Raw genomic sequence first — 16320 nt, forward strand, 5'->3', positions numbered from 1 at the left:
TCTTTTATTGCACCCGTATACTTCCTGCGTATTTATCCTTCCAATATGTGCTCGTGTTCATATTGGTGATGGTCACGCCGTTTGATAATGTGACATGAACAACTTGTCCGTTTCCGATATAGATGGAGGGATTTAAGCTTGTTGATTGAAAGAACACAATGTCTCCCGGCTTCAGGTCCGCCTTCTCAATCTTAGTTCCGGCATTGTACTGGCTTGTTGCGTATCGAGGCAGGGAAATGCCAGCTGCTTTCTGGTAGACATATTGGACAAATCCAGCTGTATCAAATCCTGTCTCAGGTGTTACTCCGCCCTGTTTGTAAGGCACTTCTCCGACATAAAGCGTCGCTTCGGAAACAATCGGATTTTCTTTCGGGATTGTCAGGTTGTCAAATCGGCGAATACCCGTCATCTTCGATTTCCAGTAATCCTCTGACAAATAGGAAATGGTTACTTTTTCTGACCGGCTTGCCTGAATGAACCTGCCTGCGCCCGCATAAATGCCTGCATGTGAAATTCCCGTTTTATACGTATTGCTGAAATAGACGACATCACCAGGCTTTATGTTCTGAGGGGCTACCTTCTCGCCCACTGCCCACTGCTGTTCGGCTGATCGCGGCAGATAAATGCCAAGTGCCTGTTGAAACACATATTGCACAAGCCCCGAGCAATCAAAGCCCTCTGACGGCGTGCTTCCGCCAAACACATATGGGACACCGATATATTTTTCGGCCTCCTGAACGACAGGAACATCAGCCGTTGCCGGATCGGCAGCGATTCGTCTCGCCCCGATATAAGTTCCGCTCCAATAGCTGCTTTGTTTGTAATTGGTGATGATAACCCCTTTTGACTGTGTACTGTGAACCATTTGGCCGTCTCCGATATAAAGGGCGTCATGTGTCGGAACAGTGCCGGTGCTTCCCTCTTTCTTGAAAAACAAAATATCACCCGGCTTCAGGTTTTCCGGCTTTACAGCTGTTCCGATTTTATACTGGTCGTTTACAGATCTCGGCAGATGAATATCAGCCTTACTGAACACATATTGTATCAATCCTGATGGATCGAAACCCTCTTTCGGCGTTTCCCCGCCATATTTATACTGATATCCAAGCAGGTTTTTTGCTTCGCTGACAATCAATTCTGATGATGTATCAGCTTCCGCAATCTCCGCTTTTGTCATAATTGGAACCAAAAAACAAATGATAACCGCCACAAGCAAAAACTTCTTCCAGTTTGCCAGTGTGTTCACTTTTATTATCTCCTCCTCTTTTTGCAGTTTTAACATCGGTATTTTTTTGAATATGTTAAGAGACTTTTTAATATTTTTACAGAATGAATATGCTGGGCAAATAAAAAGAGAGTGTCTCATCAGACACTCTCTTTTTTGAATTATTTATTGGCGTTTACCGGTTCTTCCTGCTGCTGGATTTTATTCATTTCCATATCAATCTTCTGTTTTTCCTGATCTGTCAGCTGATCATTGAATTTAAAAGCTGACATAAACATGAACACGATGGCTACGGCAACAAACGGCCAGATGGCTTTGACAAATTTCATCTTTATCACTCCGATTATTTAGATTTTAGTTTGTCACTATGATCAATATCAAACGTCAGTTTTCCGTCTTCTACTTTCCAAGCGAAATTAGAGTCTTTCGTCAGTTCGCGAATAATGGTTTTCTGTTTAAGGCTGTCTTTTTTCACAGGCGCAGGTGTCGCTTCATGGATATCGATCGGTGTCACTTCAAAGCGTCCTGTTCCATTTTTCTTCAGGTGATACTGAACCAGTGCACTGTCTCTTGTTCTCGTCCAGCCTTGGTCAAAGACAAAGTTGCCGAGGCTGTAGAAAATGACGGTTCCGTTATATACTTCAATCGGTTCTAAGACGTGCGGGTGATGGCCGACGATGATGTCAGCTCCCGCATCAGACATGGCTCTTGCAAGCTGGCGCTGGCGGTCGTTTGGATCATTGTCATACTCTTGGCCCCAGTGTGACTGCACAACAACAATGTCAGCATGTTTTTTCGCTTCTGAAATCATAGGGATGAAGATTTCAGGATCTGCGGGCAGCACGCCCGGCGTATTCTTTTTAGCCGCGAAACCTTTCCCGGACACATCGGTAAAGCCAAGCGTCGCAATCGTTACCCCGTTGACTTTCTGGTACGAAATTTTCTTTTTCGCATCACTTAAGCTGTATCCCGCTCCAACGATATCAAGGTTTTGCTTCGCAAATTCTCCAAGCGTATCTTTCATGCCCTGAACGCCGTAATCCATTGCGTGGTTGTTTGCGCTGTTGAGAACCGTGAAATTCATGTCCTTCAAGACTTTCACTGATTCCTTATTCGTCTGCAGATGAATCTCTTTATCTGCTTGTTTATAATTCTTTTGATAGGTTACCGGGTTTTCAAAGTTTCCTGCTACATAATCCGAGGCTCTAAAGATCGGTTCAACATATTGAAAAATACTGTCTGCCCCTTTTTGCTCCGTTACTTTTTCAACATAGCGTCCCATCATAATATCGCCTACAAATGAGGCTGAGAGTACGTCGTCAGAATACGTTTTGACCTTCGGCGTTTCCGCTTTTCCCGCCCACATGAAAGCGAACATAAGGACAAAAACGATCGGAATGGCAATAAATACGTGCTTATTGGTTTTCTTTTTTTGCTGTTTTGTCAGCTTTAGCAGCTTTTCATGAAAGCTCAGTTCTTTTTTCATCGTTTGACACACCTTACATTAAATTAAGTAGTAAACAAACATGATTGCAAAGGTCGCTCCGCTCAATAGCAGCGTGCTTCCGAACGTAATGGTTAAACCTTGTTTCTGAATGGTATTGGCAATTAAACCTGGCACGATGATGCCGATTCCTCGAAATTCTGCGATTTCAAATGGTACAATCGGGTATAGAAAATCAAACGCGATTTTTAGGACGATCCCTGTTATCAGCATGGCAGCGAATTTTCTGCGTCCATACAAAATCATAAATTTGGATAAACCGTATTTCACAATAACATAAGTGAGCAAGCTCACTAGCAAAACAAGTAAAATAAAGACCGGCTGATTAAACACAAGTCCTAAATATCCCGGTACAACAAGTCCTGCCGGCACGATCCCTGTTTTTTCCGCAAAAATTAAACTGAGTAGTACACCTAAAATTAGTGCGATGTATAAATCTGATCCGAACATGTTTGCATTTCCCCCTAGCTTACGAGCTGCTTAACCTTGTATTCGTGGATTTTTTCAATTAAAGGCTCTGCGGCACCATGAATATTGCCGACGCCATATATGACACGGTTGTGCATTCTTTTCTTTAACAATTCCATAATTTCATCTGTTGACTTATACTCTAGATCATGCAGTTTGTCTGCAGGAATTTTGCCTTCTTCGTAGGCTTTTACGATCGGTTCTGTTGTTTCACCGATTAAGATCAGTTCACTTGCTTCAATATAAGGCAATACGTCATTTGCGAATTGCTGTGTCCGATCGACACGGTCTGCGCGGCAGTTCATAATGATGATCGGATCATCGGTCGGGTAACCGATTTCTTTTACACGTTTCCATATATTCAAAGTAGAAGAAGCGTCGTTTGCGGCAAACCCATTAACAAAGTGCCCAGGCTCGCTCGGACTGATCAGCGGAAGAATTCTCATTGCTCCCGGATCTGGCGGCGCATTCAGCATTCCCTTAAATGCTGTTTCTTCGTCAATGCCGAGTGCTTGAGCCACACCCAGCGCCAGAGAAGCGTTATCAGGGAATACCATGTATTCAAATTTACGTAAATACTCATCTGTAATTTTTGAGTTATCAGCAATGATGACTTTTGTGTTTCGTTCTTTTGCTTTTTGTTTAAAGAACTCGGTATATTCACTATCTGTAATGACAAGATGGCCATTATAAGGAATTGTAGCGGTAAACGCTTCTGCAATTTCATCAAGCGTCGGCCCCATGACATCCATATGGTCTTCTAAAACATTCACAATGACGCCGATATTGGCCTGCAGAAGTTCTTCCTGAAAGATGATTTGATAATCTGGGTTAACAGCCATGCATTCACTGACAATCGCGTTAGCCCCTCTTTCTACTGTTTCTCTCATGACTTCTTTTTGCTCTCCGATATTCGGCCCCTGAGGTTTCCGTTTAATCGGCTTTTCCTCCGGTGTGTCCCAGTAAATCATTCTTGCATCTGTTCCTGTTGTTTTTCCAACAGTCTTGTAACCGGCTTCTATTAATATTCCGGTTGTCAGCCTTGTCACAGTCGATTTTCCGCGGATGCCGTTAATATTCACCCGAACAGGGAGGGCATCAATGTTTTTCTGATGTCGTCGTTTTTCTAATATTCCGATGACCAGTATGACAGCACAGGCTATAATGAGTAACCACATTGCTTTTCGACATCTCCTTCTATATTGTTGTAAATTCATTCATCAGTATATAGAATCACTATGAATTCTCAATCGGCATTATGTAACATAATCTTCCCTAATCGACTAAGCCAAACTTCTCTTTTGAAAGAGATTTTATACCTACAAACTGTTTTCTATTTTTGGAAAACAGCAGGACTTATACCTCATCACTTTTTTTAAAAATCGAAGAGAATGCGCTTTCATTTTTCCCCTGATATCCTTCTGGACGTATAGTCACACCCTGGTGTTTGTGTTTAATATGCATTTCAAATCAATCTTTTTTTCAGCCTGTGTTATCAAGTATCTCCTGCTATCATGCGTGTTTCCGGTTCTTATGAACACAAAATAGTTTTATCCTGTTTCTTAAGGACAAGGTCATAATGTCATCCTTTCTGCATGGAATAAGCAATATGAGGCCCATTCCAAAATGACTAAGGAGGTTCGAGATGAAAACGCTAAACATACGAGTCCGAATTCTCTAACATAATTAAACATTTTCTGGGATGATAGTCTTTTCTGTTTCTCACCATTTACAGGTCTAAACGCATGACTTTGAAACAATTTTAATAAAACTTAATATTTGTTCAAGAAATCTTCATCCATATTTGTGAAGACTTTGTCAAAAAAAGAGTGAAAACCTTAAATTTTTCAATTTTATATACAATTTACAAGTAGATTTCTTTTGATATTTTTATTGCTAACTTCGGATTGTTCATGATAATCTATCTGTGTAAACGGTTACATAAACAAGGAGGAGCTGTTTTGGCTACAATTAAAGATGTCGCCGGAGCGGCGGGCGTTTCAGTTGCGACGGTTTCCCGCGTCCTGAATGATAATGGCTATGTACACGAAGAAACGCGAACGCGTGTCATAGCGGCGATGGCGAAGCTGAACTATTACCCGAATGAAGTCGCCAGATCTCTATATAAAAGAGAATCCCGACTGATCGGACTTTTGCTCCCGGATATCACAAACCCTTTCTTCCCCCAGCTTGCCCGCGGTGCGGAGGATGAATTGAACCGGGAAGGCTATCGCCTTATTTTCGGCAACAGTGACGAGGAATTGAAAAAAGAACTTGAATACCTTCAAACCTTTAAGCAAAATCATGTCGCAGGCATTATTGCCGCAACAAATTACCCGGATCTCGAGGAATACAGCGGCATGAATTATCCAGTTGTTTTTCTGGACAGAACACTTGAAGGGGCTCCTTCTGTGTCCAGTGACGGCTATACAGGAGGAAAGTTAGCCGCTCAGGCTATCATTCACGGAAAAAGCCAGCGCATTACGCTCTTGAGAGGACCTGCTCACCTGCCGACCGCTCAAGACCGATTTAACGGCGCTTTGGAAATCTTAAAGCAGGCTGAAGTTGATTTTCAGGTCATTGAGACAGCTTCATTTTCAATTAAAGATGCACAATCGATGGCGAAGGAGCTGTTTGCCGCTTATCCAGCGACAGATGGTGTGATCGCGAGTAATGATATTCAAGCCGCTGCCGTTTTACATGAAGCATTGCGGCGCGGAAAAAACGTGCCGGAGGACATTCAAATTATCGGCTATGATGACATTCCGCAAAGCGGACTTCTGTTCCCGCCACTTTCTACAATTAAACAGCCCGCATATGATATGGGGAGAGAAGCTGCCAAACTGCTTTTGGGTATCATCAAAAAACAGCCGCTGGCAGAAACGGCAATTCAAATGCCTGTCACCTATATAGGAAGAAAGACGACAAGAAAGGAAGATTAAGATGCGTAATATTTGTGTGATTGGTAGCTGTTCTATGGATTTAGTGGTCACCTCGGACAAACGCCCAAAAGCCGGTGAAACGGTTCTTGGCACGTCATTTCAGACTGTGCCGGGCGGCAAAGGAGCAAATCAGGCCGTTGCCGCAGCCAGACTTGGGGCGCAAGTGTTTATGGTCGGCAAAGTTGGAGACGATCATTATGGAACAGCTATTTTGAATAATCTCAAAGCTAACGGCGTTCGCACTGATTATATGGAACCGGTTACACATACGGAAAGCGGAACCGCTCATATTGTGCTTGCTGAAGGCGACAACAGCATTGTCGTTGTCAAAGGCGCGAACGATGACATCACCCCAGCGTATGCGTTAAACGCGCTCGAACAGATTGAAAAGGTCGATATGGTGCTGATTCAGCAGGAAATCCCAGAAGAAACGGTTGATGAGGTGTGCAAATACTGCCATTCTCACGATATCCCGATCATACTAAACCCAGCACCGGCCCGCCCGCTCAAGCAGGAAACAATTGATCACGCTACCTATCTGACGCCGAATGAACACGAGGCTTCGATTTTATTCCCTGAGCTTACCATTTCCGAAGCTCTGGCGCTTTATCCGGCAAAGCTCTTTATTACGGAAGGAAAACAAGGCGTCCGCTATTCGGCTGGCAGCAAAGAGGTGCTCATCCCGTCCTTCCCTGTAGAACCCGTTGATACAACCGGAGCCGGTGATACGTTTAACGCAGCATTTGCCGTGGCCCTGGCTGAGGGAAAAGACATTGAAGCCGCATTGCGGTTTGCCAATCGTGCCGCTTCCCTTTCTGTCTGCTCCTTCGGTGCCCAAGGCGGAATGCCGACAAGAAATGAAGTAGAGGAGCTGCTGTCATGAAAAAACACGGTATACTGAACAGCCATCTTGCCAAGATTTTAGCCGACCTTGGCCACACTGATAAAATTGTCATCGCGGATGCCGGACTGCCGGTTCCTGACGGCGTTTTGAAAATTGATCTTTCACTGAAGCCGGGCCTTCCGGCTTTCCAAGATACAGCGGCAGTACTGGCTGAGGAAATGGCGGTCGAAAAAGTCATTGCTGCAGCTGAAATAAAAGCATCCAATCAGGAGAATGCGAAATTTCTAGAAAATCTTTTCTCTGAACAAGAGATTGAATACCTTTCTCACGAGGAGTTTAAGCTGCTGACAAAAGATGCAAAGGCAGTCATAAGAACAGGAGAATTCACACCATATGCCAACTGCATCCTGCAGGCAGGTGTACTTTTCTAGAAAGGAAGATGAAACATGCAGATTGAAATGAAAGACATTCATAAAGCATTCGGAAAAAACCAGGTGCTGTCAGGTGTTTCCTTTCAGCTCATGCCTGGCGAGGTTCACGCATTAATGGGAGAAAACGGCGCCGGCAAGTCCACGCTTATGAACATTTTGACAGGCCTGCACAAATCGGATCATGGTCAAATCAGCATAAACGGAAACGAAACGTATTTTTCCAATCCAAAAGAAGCGGAACAGCATGGAATAGCCTTTATCCATCAGGAACTGAATATCTGGCCGGAAATGACCGTTCTTGAGAATCTATTTATTGGTAAGGAGATATCCTCCAAGCTGGGCGTTTTACAAACAAGAAAAATGAAAGCGCTAGCAAAAGAGCAATTTGACAAACTCTCCGTCTCTCTTTCTCTTGATCAAGAAGCCGGCGAATGTTCCGTCGGACAGCAGCAAATGATCGAAATCGCAAAAGCGCTTATGACAAATGCCGAGGTCATCATTATGGATGAACCGACCGCAGCGTTGACTGAACGTGAAATCAGCAAGCTCTTTGAGGTCATTACAGCGTTAAAAAAGAACGGCGTCTCCATTGTCTATATTTCGCATCGCATGGAAGAAATTTTTGCGATTTGCGACAGAATTACCATCATGCGTGACGGAAAAACGGTAGATACAACAAACATCTCAGAAACTGATTTTGATGAAGTCGTCAAAAAAATGGTCGGACGGGAGCTGACTGAACGATATCCAAAACGCACTCCTTCTCTCGGTGACAAAGTATTCGAGGTGAAAAATGCTTCCGTAAAAGGGAGTTTTGAGGACGTCAGCTTTTATGTGCGTTCCGGTGAGATCGTCGGTGTTTCAGGATTAATGGGAGCCGGCCGGACAGAAATGATGAGAGCGCTGTTCGGCGTTGACAGGCTGGACACGGGTGAGATATGGATCGCTGGGAAAAAAACGGCTATTAAGAACCCGCAGGAAGCCGTGAAAAAAGGTCTCGGCTTTATTACAGAGAATCGCAAGGATGAAGGGCTCCTGCTCGACACCTCAATCCGCGAAAATATTGCCCTGCCCAATCTGTCCAGCTTCTCACCAAAGGGTCTCATTGATCATAAGCGGGAGGCTGAATTTGTCGATCTGTTAATCAAACGCCTCACTATCAAAACAGCATCACCGGAAACGCACGCACGCCATTTATCAGGAGGAAACCAGCAAAAAGTGGTGATAGCCAAGTGGATCGGCATCGGACCGAAAGTGCTTATCTTGGATGAGCCAACCAGAGGTGTGGATGTTGGCGCCAAACGAGAGATTTATACGCTGATGAATGAGCTGACCGAACGCGGCGTCGCTATCATCATGGTGTCATCAGAGCTTCCTGAAATTCTGGGAATGAGCGATCGGATTATCGTTGTCCATGAAGGCAGAATCAGCGGAGAAATCCATGCGCGAGAAGCAACGCAAGAACGAATTATGACACTTGCCACGGGAGGGCGGTAATATGAAAACGGAACAACTGCAAACAGAACAAAAACGGATTAACTTCGACGGAGTCATGCAAAAACTCGGCCCGTTTCTTGGTTTATTTATTCTCGTTATCATTGTATCTATTTTAAATCCCAGCTTTCTTGAACCGCTGAATATTTTAAACCTGCTTCGCCAGGTCGCCATTAACGGATTAATCGCGTTCGGGATGACCTTTGTCATTTTGACAGGCGGCATTGATCTTTCTGTTGGCGCTATTCTTGCCCTGTCCAGCGCTTTAGTTGCGGGGATGATTGTGTCCGGTGTCGATCCGGTTCTCGCGATCATCCTTGGCTGTATCATTGGTGCCGTACTAGGCATGATCAACGGATTATTGATTACTAAAGGAAAAATGGCGCCCTTTATCGCCACGCTTGCGACCATGACTGTGTTTCGCGGACTGACGCTAGTGTATACAGATGGAAATCCGATTACCGGACTTGGCACAAACTACGGTTTTCAGATGTTCGGACGCGGTTACTTTTTAGGCATTCCTGTACCGGCAATTACGATGGTTCTTGCCTTTGTCATCCTTTGGGTGCTTCTTCATAAAACACCATTCGGACGCCGAACGTACGCTATCGGCGGCAACGAAAAAGCCGCGCTCATTTCAGGCATCAAAGTGACGCGCGTGAAAGTGATGATCTATTCTTTAGCCGGGCTTTTATCCGCTCTTGCAGGTGCCATATTGACTTCCCGCCTGCATTCGGCCCAGCCGACTGCGGGGGAATCGTACGAACTTGATGCTATCGCGGCAGTCGTCTTAGGCGGAACAAGTCTTTCTGGCGGCCGCGGACGCATTGTCGGCACTTTGATCGGGGTCCTGATCATCGGCACACTTAATAACGGACTTAATCTGCTTGGCGTTTCATCATTTTATCAGCTGGTTGTCAAAGGGATTGTTATCTTAATTGCGGTATTATTAGACCGCAAGAAGTCAGCTTAGGAGGGTTTTCACATGAAAAAGGCTGTATCCGTCATTTTAACGTTATCATTATTTTTGTTAACCGCCTGTTCGCTTGAGCCTCCCCAATGGGCAAAGCCGTCAAACTCGGGGAACAAAAAGGAATTCACCATTGGCTTGTCCGTCTCAACGCTTAATAATCCTTTTTTTGTATCATTAAAAAAGGGTATCGAAAAAGAAGCTAAAAAACGGGGAATGAAAGTCATCATTGTTGATGCACAAAATGATTCATCGAAACAGACAAGTGACGTGGAAGATTTAATTCAGCAAGGTGTTGATGCATTATTAATCAACCCGACTGATTCTTCGGCGATCTCAACGGCAGTAGAATCTGCAAACGCAGTCGGTGTGCCCGTCGTAACAATCGATCGATCTGCCGAACAAGGAAAAGTTGAAACCCTCGTTGCTTCCGATAATGTAAAAGGCGGTGAAATGGCCGCGGCGTTTATTGCCGACAAACTTGGAAAAGGAGCAAAGGTGGCAGAGCTTGAAGGCGTCCCCGGCGCATCTGCCACACGGGAACGCGGCTCAGGCTTCCATAACATCGCAGACCAAAAGCTCCATGTTGTCACAAAACAATCAGCTGATTTTGATCGCACGAAAGGCCTGACTGTCATGGAAAACCTGCTGCAGGGACATCCTGATATCCAAGCTGTTTTTGCTCACAACGATGAAATGGCGCTCGGTGCTCTCGAGGCAATTAACAGCTCGGGGAAAGACATATTGGTGATCGGTTTTGACGGCAATAAAGATGCGCTCGCTTCCATTAAAGACGGAAAGCTGTCAGCCACCGTCGCTCAGCAGCCTGAGTTAATCGGTAAACTGGCTACAGAAGCAGCAGATGATATTTTGCACGGAAAAAAAGTGCAAAAAACAATATCCGCGCCTCTCAAACTAGAAACACAAAAATAATTGTCTGATGTTTAGGAACCTGCGATAACGTGAATAGAGTTATAGAATGAATTATTTCTCTTACGTGAGGAGAGGAACGGCATGAACAAACCAACAAAACTATTTTCAACTTTAGCACTTGCGGCTGGAATGACTGCGGCTACTGTAGGGAGCGCTGGCACGATCCATGCACAACAGCCAGAAACAACGGTAAGCATTGATGATTTATACAGTTATCCGATTGATTCTTATTTGGTATCAGCAGAGGCTCTAAATGTCAGAACGAAGGCTTCCGCATCAAGCCAAAAAGCCGATACGCTGCACTTAGGAGATAGCCTAAAGCTGATTTCCTTCTCAAATGCTGACTGGGCAAAGGTTCAGTATAAAAATGGAAAAACAGGATTTGTATCCACTCATTACATTGTTAAAGCAGCGACAACGGTAAAAACCAAAACAAAAACAAAAGTATATACATCCGCTGACGGAAAGAGCATTAAGACTCTTCCAGCAGGCACAAGCGTTTCTTTTTTAGGCTGGAGTAAAACGAATAAAGGCGGTTTTGATTTTGATTGGGTATTCGTTGATTACGGCGGTGCGACAGGTTATATGAAATCAAAGGATTTACACATGACAAAATAACTGAGAGGGATTCCGCATTTATGCGGAATCCCTTTTATTATGAATTGATTTGTCACATTCCCAAGATATTTCTCAGGAAATATTGTCGTATGCTGTGTCGAAAACTTACATGATCATCAACATTTTTGTTCACGCTAAAAAGCGGAGGTGTAAATATGGATCAATTTGAAGCAGCATATGAATCGTATAAAGCCCGGCAAACAACTGTCGATCAAGAAAATGTTCCATCTGGAAAAGAAGAAATTATTGCGGTTAGAAGAAATGAGGAAGACAATATTATCGCAGTGAAAACCAATACAGGAAGAGAGCTCGACTATCCTACTGCGCTGTCAGAAGCAAAATCAGGAAAACTCGCTCATGTTGATGTCTTCCATAAATACGGGCGTGACATTTTGCGAAGTGAACCGGACGGCATCAAGGAAAATAACCTGTCTGAGCTGCCGGATTTTTAAACAAATACAGCCCTGCCGTATGTTCGACAGGGCTTTCTTTTAAACAAAAGGCTGCTGAATGTATTCGGCTAACCGTTTTGCACTGTGAGAAATATCCTCTGCAGCTGCATAATTCACGCCATAGAACACATATGGAGGCAGATACTTCATACCGATCAGATTACTCGTGGCCTGAAATGGTTTCAATAGCTCACTGATCGAGTAATGATTTGCTCCGCCCGCTTGATATTTTTCCGCTTCGCTCCCTGTTGATACAGCCAGCATCAGCTCCTTGCCATGCAAGGCATTTCCTTCTGAACCAAAAGCCCAGCCGTAAGTCAGCACAAGATCCTGCCATTTTTTCAAGAGCGGCGGAGAGCTGTACCAATATAGCGGGAATTGAAAGACAATCCGATCGTATTCCTCGCACAGCTGCTGTTCCTTCGCAACATCTATTTCTTCATCCGGGTATTCCTTATAAAGATCCCGTACTGTGATATTGTCATGTTTACTCAATTCCTCAGCCCACGCCTTATTAACAACTGAGGTCTCCATATGAGGATGCACTGCCAAAACCAATATTTTCATCAGACCACACCTTTACTGTTTTGATGTTATTTTATCTAAAATCAGGAAAAGAGCCAAATAAAAAGAAAGCCCTGCTAAAAGGGGCTTTCTTTTTTTCTTTTATTCAGGGCTTCCTTCAGTTGTTTCGATATCTTTCGCAAAATCAGGGTTATCCAGATTCGCATTAAAGAAATCCGCTGTGTTCGGAAGTCTGAGATTCATGTTCATTTTTTGAGAAATCGTAACCGTGCAATCCTCAAGCACATAGTCAAAAACGTGTCCGCCTGAATTGCGTCCTTCGTCAATGAAGTGCAGGTGATAGCCAGAAACGGCGATTCCGTTTGCATAAGCTGGTGTCAAGAAACCTACAATCGTTCCTCTCACGTTGTCGAAGTTGAAAATCGGCTGTGTTTTGACCGCTTCAACCATTGGCACGTAAGGTTTTTCTTGAAGTTCTACTGTTCTTGTCTGCACCTTTTTAAACAATCCGTCAATGCGAATTGCATAAAATAAGTTTCTGCTTGGCAGCATGCTGTTGATCTCTTTTTCAAAGTCTTCGCGTGTCATTTTCGCATCAATTTTGTGCGTCATGTCCGGTGTAAAGAACGTAAATGAACAGAACGGTGAACGGTCTCCATTTTGGACCGGTGTCGCGGTTCCGTCTGAGCGAAGACGGTAAAATTCGCCGTCAAACCCAATCAGCTCTCCGTCAAGCTTGTTAAAGGTTCCGATACCGAAGTCTCCATATTTCGGAATCTCTGACAGTTCAAAATCTCCGTCATATACTCCGTCTAATAGAGAAGTCATTGTTGATACTTGATAAATCTGGCTCACAGGCTGATCTTTTTGACCACGGCTGAGCACTTGAATGTTGCTTTCTCGTTTCATATTTCCCTTCACTCCTTTTATTTAGTGCTGTTCATAAAACAGTGTCGTGATGCGCAGAGTGCTAGAGAGCTTTCGTTTTCATGAGTTCCCCGAATTCTTTCGGAAGCTTGTCACTTGCTAAATTAATGTTATCACTGTAGTCAACCGGGACATCGATGATGACAGGACCTTCAGCGTTCATGCCTTGACGCAGAACATCTGCCAGCTGGTCTGGTGATTCTACGCGCAAGCCAGTTGCTCCGAAGCTTTCCGCATATTTCACGATATCGATATTTCCGAAATCGACCGCAGATGTACGGTTATATTTTTTCAATTGCTGGAATGCAACCATGTCATATGTGCTGTCGTTCCATACAATGTGTACAATTGGTGCTTTTAGTCGAACTGCTGTCTCTAATTCCATTGCTGAGAATAAGAAACCGCCGTCACCAGAGACAGAAACCACTTTTTCTCCCGGTTTCACCAATGAAGCGCCGATTGCCCAAGGAAGCGCAACGCCGAGTGTTTGCATACCGTTACTGATCATTAATGTTAACGGCTCGTAGCTGCGGAAATAACGTGACATCCAAATGGCGTGCGAACCGATATCGCAAGTTACTGTAACATGATCATCGACTGCATTACGCAACTCTTTAACGATTTCAAGAGGGTGCGCTCTGTCTGATTTCCAATCTGCAGGCACCTGCTCACCTTCATGCATATATTGTTTTAAATCAGAAAGGATTTTCTGCTCACGCTCTGCAAATTCTACTTTCACAGCATCGTGTTCGATATGATTGATCGTGGACGGAATGTCACCGATCAATTCAAGATCAGGCTGGTAAGCATGATCAATGTCAGCGATAATCTCGTCTAAATGGATAATTGTCCGGTCTCCATTGACATTCCAGAATTTCGGATCATATTCAATCGGGTCATAGCCGATCGTCAGAACAACATCTGCCTGTTCTAGCAGTAAATCGCCAGGCTGGTTGCGGAACAAACCGATACGGCCAAAATACTGATCCTCTAAATCTCTAGAAAGGGTACCGGCAGCTTGATATGTTTCAACAAATGGAAGCTGAACCTTTTTCAAAAGCTTGCGAACCGCTTTAATTGCTTCCGGTCTTCCGCCTTTCATGCCGACCAAAACGACAGGAAGTTTTGCTGTTTGGATTTTTGCTATGGCCGCACTGATTGCATCATCTGCTGCAGGACCGAGTTTTGGCGCTGCAACAGCACGCACGTTTTTCGTATTTGTGACTTCATTCACAACATCTTGCGGAAAGCTCACAAAAGCGGCCCCAGCCTGCCCTGCTGACGCTATTCTAAATGCATTTGTAACAGCTTCCGGTATATTTTTTACATCTTGAACTTCTACACTGTATTTTGTAATCGGCTGGAATAGCGCCGCATTATCCAAAGATTGATGTGTCCGTTTTAAACGATCTGCACGGATCACGTTTCCAGCAAGCGCAACGACAGGGTCTCCTTCAGTGTTCGCTGTCAGCAGACCTGTTGCCAAGTTAGAGGCACCCGGTCCTGATGTGACTAACACGACTCCCGGTTTTCCAGTTAAACGGCCGACTGCTTGGGCCATGAATGCTGCGTTTTGTTCGTGCCGGGCAACGATAATTTCAGGTCCTTTATCTTGTAAAGCGTCAAATACCGCATCAATTTTTGCACCTGGAATGCCAAATACATGTGTGACACCTTGCTCCACTAAGCAATCAACAACAAGCTCCGCCCCTCTGTTTTTTACAAGGGATTTTTGTTCTTTTGTTGCTTTTGTCAACACCCTCACTCCTTATTATGCATTTTAAACGTAAAATTTTAAATATCTTGTGATAAGTTTCACTATACACTCTTTGGAAATTGACCTCCAATATCGATTCGCCTTATGATTAATATGTAATACGAATTATTAACCTATGGAAAGGAATGCATATTGAATGGAGCTTCGCCATCTTCAATACTTTATCGCAGTAGCCGAAGAGCTTCATTTCGGAAAGGCTGCCCGGCGGCTGAACATGACGCAGCCTCCTCTCAGCCAGCAGATCAAACAGCTGGAGGAAGAAGTCGGAGTTACGCTTCTGAAAAGGACAAAACGATTTGTCGAGCTTACCGCAGCAGGAGAAATCTTTTTAAATCATTGCCGCATGGCATTGATGCAAATCGGACAAGGAATTGAACTGGCACAGCGGACGGCCCGCGGCGAGCAAGGCCTTCTCGTAATCGGTTTTGTCGGATCAGCTACATATGAATTTCTGCCGCCGATTGTCCGGGAATATCGTAAAAAATTCCCATCTGTGAAAATAGAACTGCGTGAAATATCCTCGTCTAGGCAGCAGGAGGAGCTACTAAAGGGCAACATTGATATTGGTATACTTCATCCTCCCTTACAGCATACAGCTTTACATATCGAAACCGCCCAAAGCAGCCCTTGTGTTTTAGCTTTGCCTAAGCAACACCCATTGACTTCTAAGGAATCAATTACGATTGAGGATTTAAGAGATGAACCAATTATTACTGTTGCTAAAGAAGCATGGCCTACTCTATACATGGATTTTATTCAGTTCTGTGAACAAGCGGGCTTCAGACCCAACATTGTCCAGGAAGCCACAGAATATCAAATGGTGATTGGTTTAGTCAGTGCCGGAATTGGTATGACATTTGTTCCTTCCTCAGCCAAAAAATTATTTAATTTGGATGTTACTTATCGAAAAATGGACCAAATACAGCTTAATGCAGAATGGGTTATCGCTTACCGCAAAGACAATCATAATCCGCTTATAAAGCATTTTATTCATATTTCAAATTGTCAGCAGACAAGAACTAAAGAGAGTGATGCAGGTACATGAACAATACTTGCAATCTCTTTTTTCTTTTGGGATTCTTATGGAATTTTTATTAATTTAATATAATCGCTTAGTACAACTTTATATCAGTATACGTATACATACAGTACAAATAGTTGGCAAGGACATCAGTAAGCGCAGGACATTAGTTTGATTTTAAAAATGAAA

At 43.9% G+C, this 16320-nt stretch carries 17 protein-coding genes; 9 read left to right on the forward strand and 8 right to left on the reverse strand.

Translation table 11 applies throughout. The features are described 5' to 3' along the window. Window positions 1-4: 4 nt before the first annotated feature. From pgdS to pgsB, 5 genes are all read right to left on the reverse strand, one after another. Complete coding sequence (pgdS, locus tag NSU05_RS18110) at window positions 5-1246, reverse strand: gamma-DL-glutamyl hydrolase (RefSeq protein WP_038430050.1); 1242 nt, start codon at window positions 1244-1246, stop codon at window positions 5-7. Between the two features lie 140 nt (window positions 1247-1386). Beyond that, a complete protein-coding gene (gene edmS / locus NSU05_RS18115; protein WP_003227896.1) occupies window positions 1387-1554 on the reverse strand; it encodes an extrachromosomal elements maintenance protein EdmS in 168 nt (55 codons plus the stop codon). A gap of 14 nt (window positions 1555-1568) precedes the next feature. After that, window positions 1569-2711, reverse strand: coding sequence for a capsular polyglutamate synthetase PgsA (gene pgsA / locus NSU05_RS18120; protein WP_003243306.1), 1143 nt, complete (start codon window positions 2709-2711; stop codon window positions 1569-1571). Window positions 2712-2729: 18 nt separating this feature from the next. Further along, window positions 2730-3179: a poly-gamma-glutamate biosynthesis protein PgsC gene (gene pgsC, locus NSU05_RS18125; protein ID WP_003227889.1), complete on the reverse strand. Its 450-nt coding sequence runs from the start codon at window positions 3177-3179 to the stop codon at window positions 2730-2732. A gap of 14 nt (window positions 3180-3193) precedes the next feature. Next, window positions 3194-4375: a poly-gamma-glutamate synthase PgsB gene (gene pgsB / locus NSU05_RS18130; RefSeq protein ID WP_003227883.1), complete on the reverse strand. Its 1182-nt coding sequence runs from the start codon at window positions 4373-4375 to the stop codon at window positions 3194-3196. Between the two features lie 783 nt (window positions 4376-5158). Here pgsB and NSU05_RS18135 point away from each other — a divergent pair. From NSU05_RS18135 to NSU05_RS18170, 8 genes are all read left to right on the forward strand, one after another. Then, a complete protein-coding gene (locus tag NSU05_RS18135; protein ID WP_015714821.1) occupies window positions 5159-6139 on the forward strand; it encodes a LacI family DNA-binding transcriptional regulator in 981 nt (326 codons plus the stop codon). Between the two features lies 1 nt (window position 6140). Continuing rightward, a complete protein-coding gene (gene rbsK / locus NSU05_RS18140; protein ID WP_009968280.1) occupies window positions 6141-7022 on the forward strand; it encodes a ribokinase in 882 nt (293 codons plus the stop codon). Then, window positions 7019-7414, forward strand: coding sequence for a D-ribose pyranase (gene rbsD, locus NSU05_RS18145; RefSeq protein WP_003244175.1), 396 nt, complete (start codon window positions 7019-7021; stop codon window positions 7412-7414). The genes rbsK and rbsD overlap by 4 nt, the downstream gene beginning before the upstream one ends. A 15-nt stretch (window positions 7415-7429) precedes the next feature. Next, window positions 7430-8911, forward strand: a complete 1482-nt coding sequence (rbsA, locus tag NSU05_RS18150; RefSeq protein ID WP_032726997.1) for a ribose ABC transporter ATP-binding protein RbsA — start codon at window positions 7430-7432, stop codon at window positions 8909-8911. A gap of 1 nt (window position 8912) precedes the next feature. After that, window positions 8913-9881 (forward strand): ribose ABC transporter permease RbsC, encoded by a 969-nt coding sequence (gene rbsC, locus NSU05_RS18155; protein WP_038429747.1) that lies wholly within the window; start codon window positions 8913-8915, stop codon window positions 9879-9881. Window positions 9882-9893: 12 nt separating this feature from the next. Continuing rightward, complete coding sequence (gene rbsB / locus NSU05_RS18160; RefSeq protein ID WP_015714825.1) at window positions 9894-10811, forward strand: ribose ABC transporter substrate-binding protein RbsB; 918 nt, start codon at window positions 9894-9896, stop codon at window positions 10809-10811. 81 nt (window positions 10812-10892) lie between these two features. Beyond that, a complete protein-coding gene (locus NSU05_RS18165; RefSeq protein WP_038429748.1) occupies window positions 10893-11429 on the forward strand; it encodes an SH3 domain-containing protein in 537 nt (178 codons plus the stop codon). A gap of 155 nt (window positions 11430-11584) precedes the next feature. Further along, on the forward strand, window positions 11585-11881 hold the full coding sequence (locus NSU05_RS18170) for a DUF3892 domain-containing protein (RefSeq protein ID WP_003227867.1): 297 nt from the start codon (window positions 11585-11587) through the stop codon (window positions 11879-11881). Between the two features lie 39 nt (window positions 11882-11920). On the opposite strand, the gene NSU05_RS18175 is transcribed toward NSU05_RS18170, so the two are convergent. From NSU05_RS18175 to alsS, 3 genes are all read right to left on the reverse strand, one after another. After that, complete coding sequence (locus tag NSU05_RS18175; protein ID WP_015714827.1) at window positions 11921-12448, reverse strand: NAD(P)H-dependent oxidoreductase; 528 nt, start codon at window positions 12446-12448, stop codon at window positions 11921-11923. A 99-nt stretch (window positions 12449-12547) separates the two neighbouring features. After that, window positions 12548-13315 carry an acetolactate decarboxylase gene (gene budA, locus NSU05_RS18180; protein WP_003244457.1) on the reverse strand — a complete coding sequence of 256 codons (768 nt, stop codon included), beginning with the start codon at window positions 13313-13315 and terminating at the stop codon, window positions 12548-12550. A gap of 61 nt (window positions 13316-13376) precedes the next feature. Then, complete coding sequence (gene alsS, locus NSU05_RS18185) at window positions 13377-15089, reverse strand: acetolactate synthase AlsS (RefSeq protein WP_014478171.1); 1713 nt, start codon at window positions 15087-15089, stop codon at window positions 13377-13379. 157 nt (window positions 15090-15246) lie between these two features. Between alsS and alsR the strand changes: the two genes are divergently transcribed. Then, complete coding sequence (gene alsR, locus NSU05_RS18190) at window positions 15247-16155, forward strand: acetoin biosynthesis transcriptional regulator AlsR (protein ID WP_003227859.1); 909 nt, start codon at window positions 15247-15249, stop codon at window positions 16153-16155. Window positions 16156-16320: the final 165 nt, after the last annotated feature.

It is taken from the genome of Bacillus sp. EU52, from assembly GCF_037964975.1.
GTDB lineage: Bacteria > Bacillota > Bacilli > Bacillales > Bacillaceae > Bacillus > Bacillus subtilis.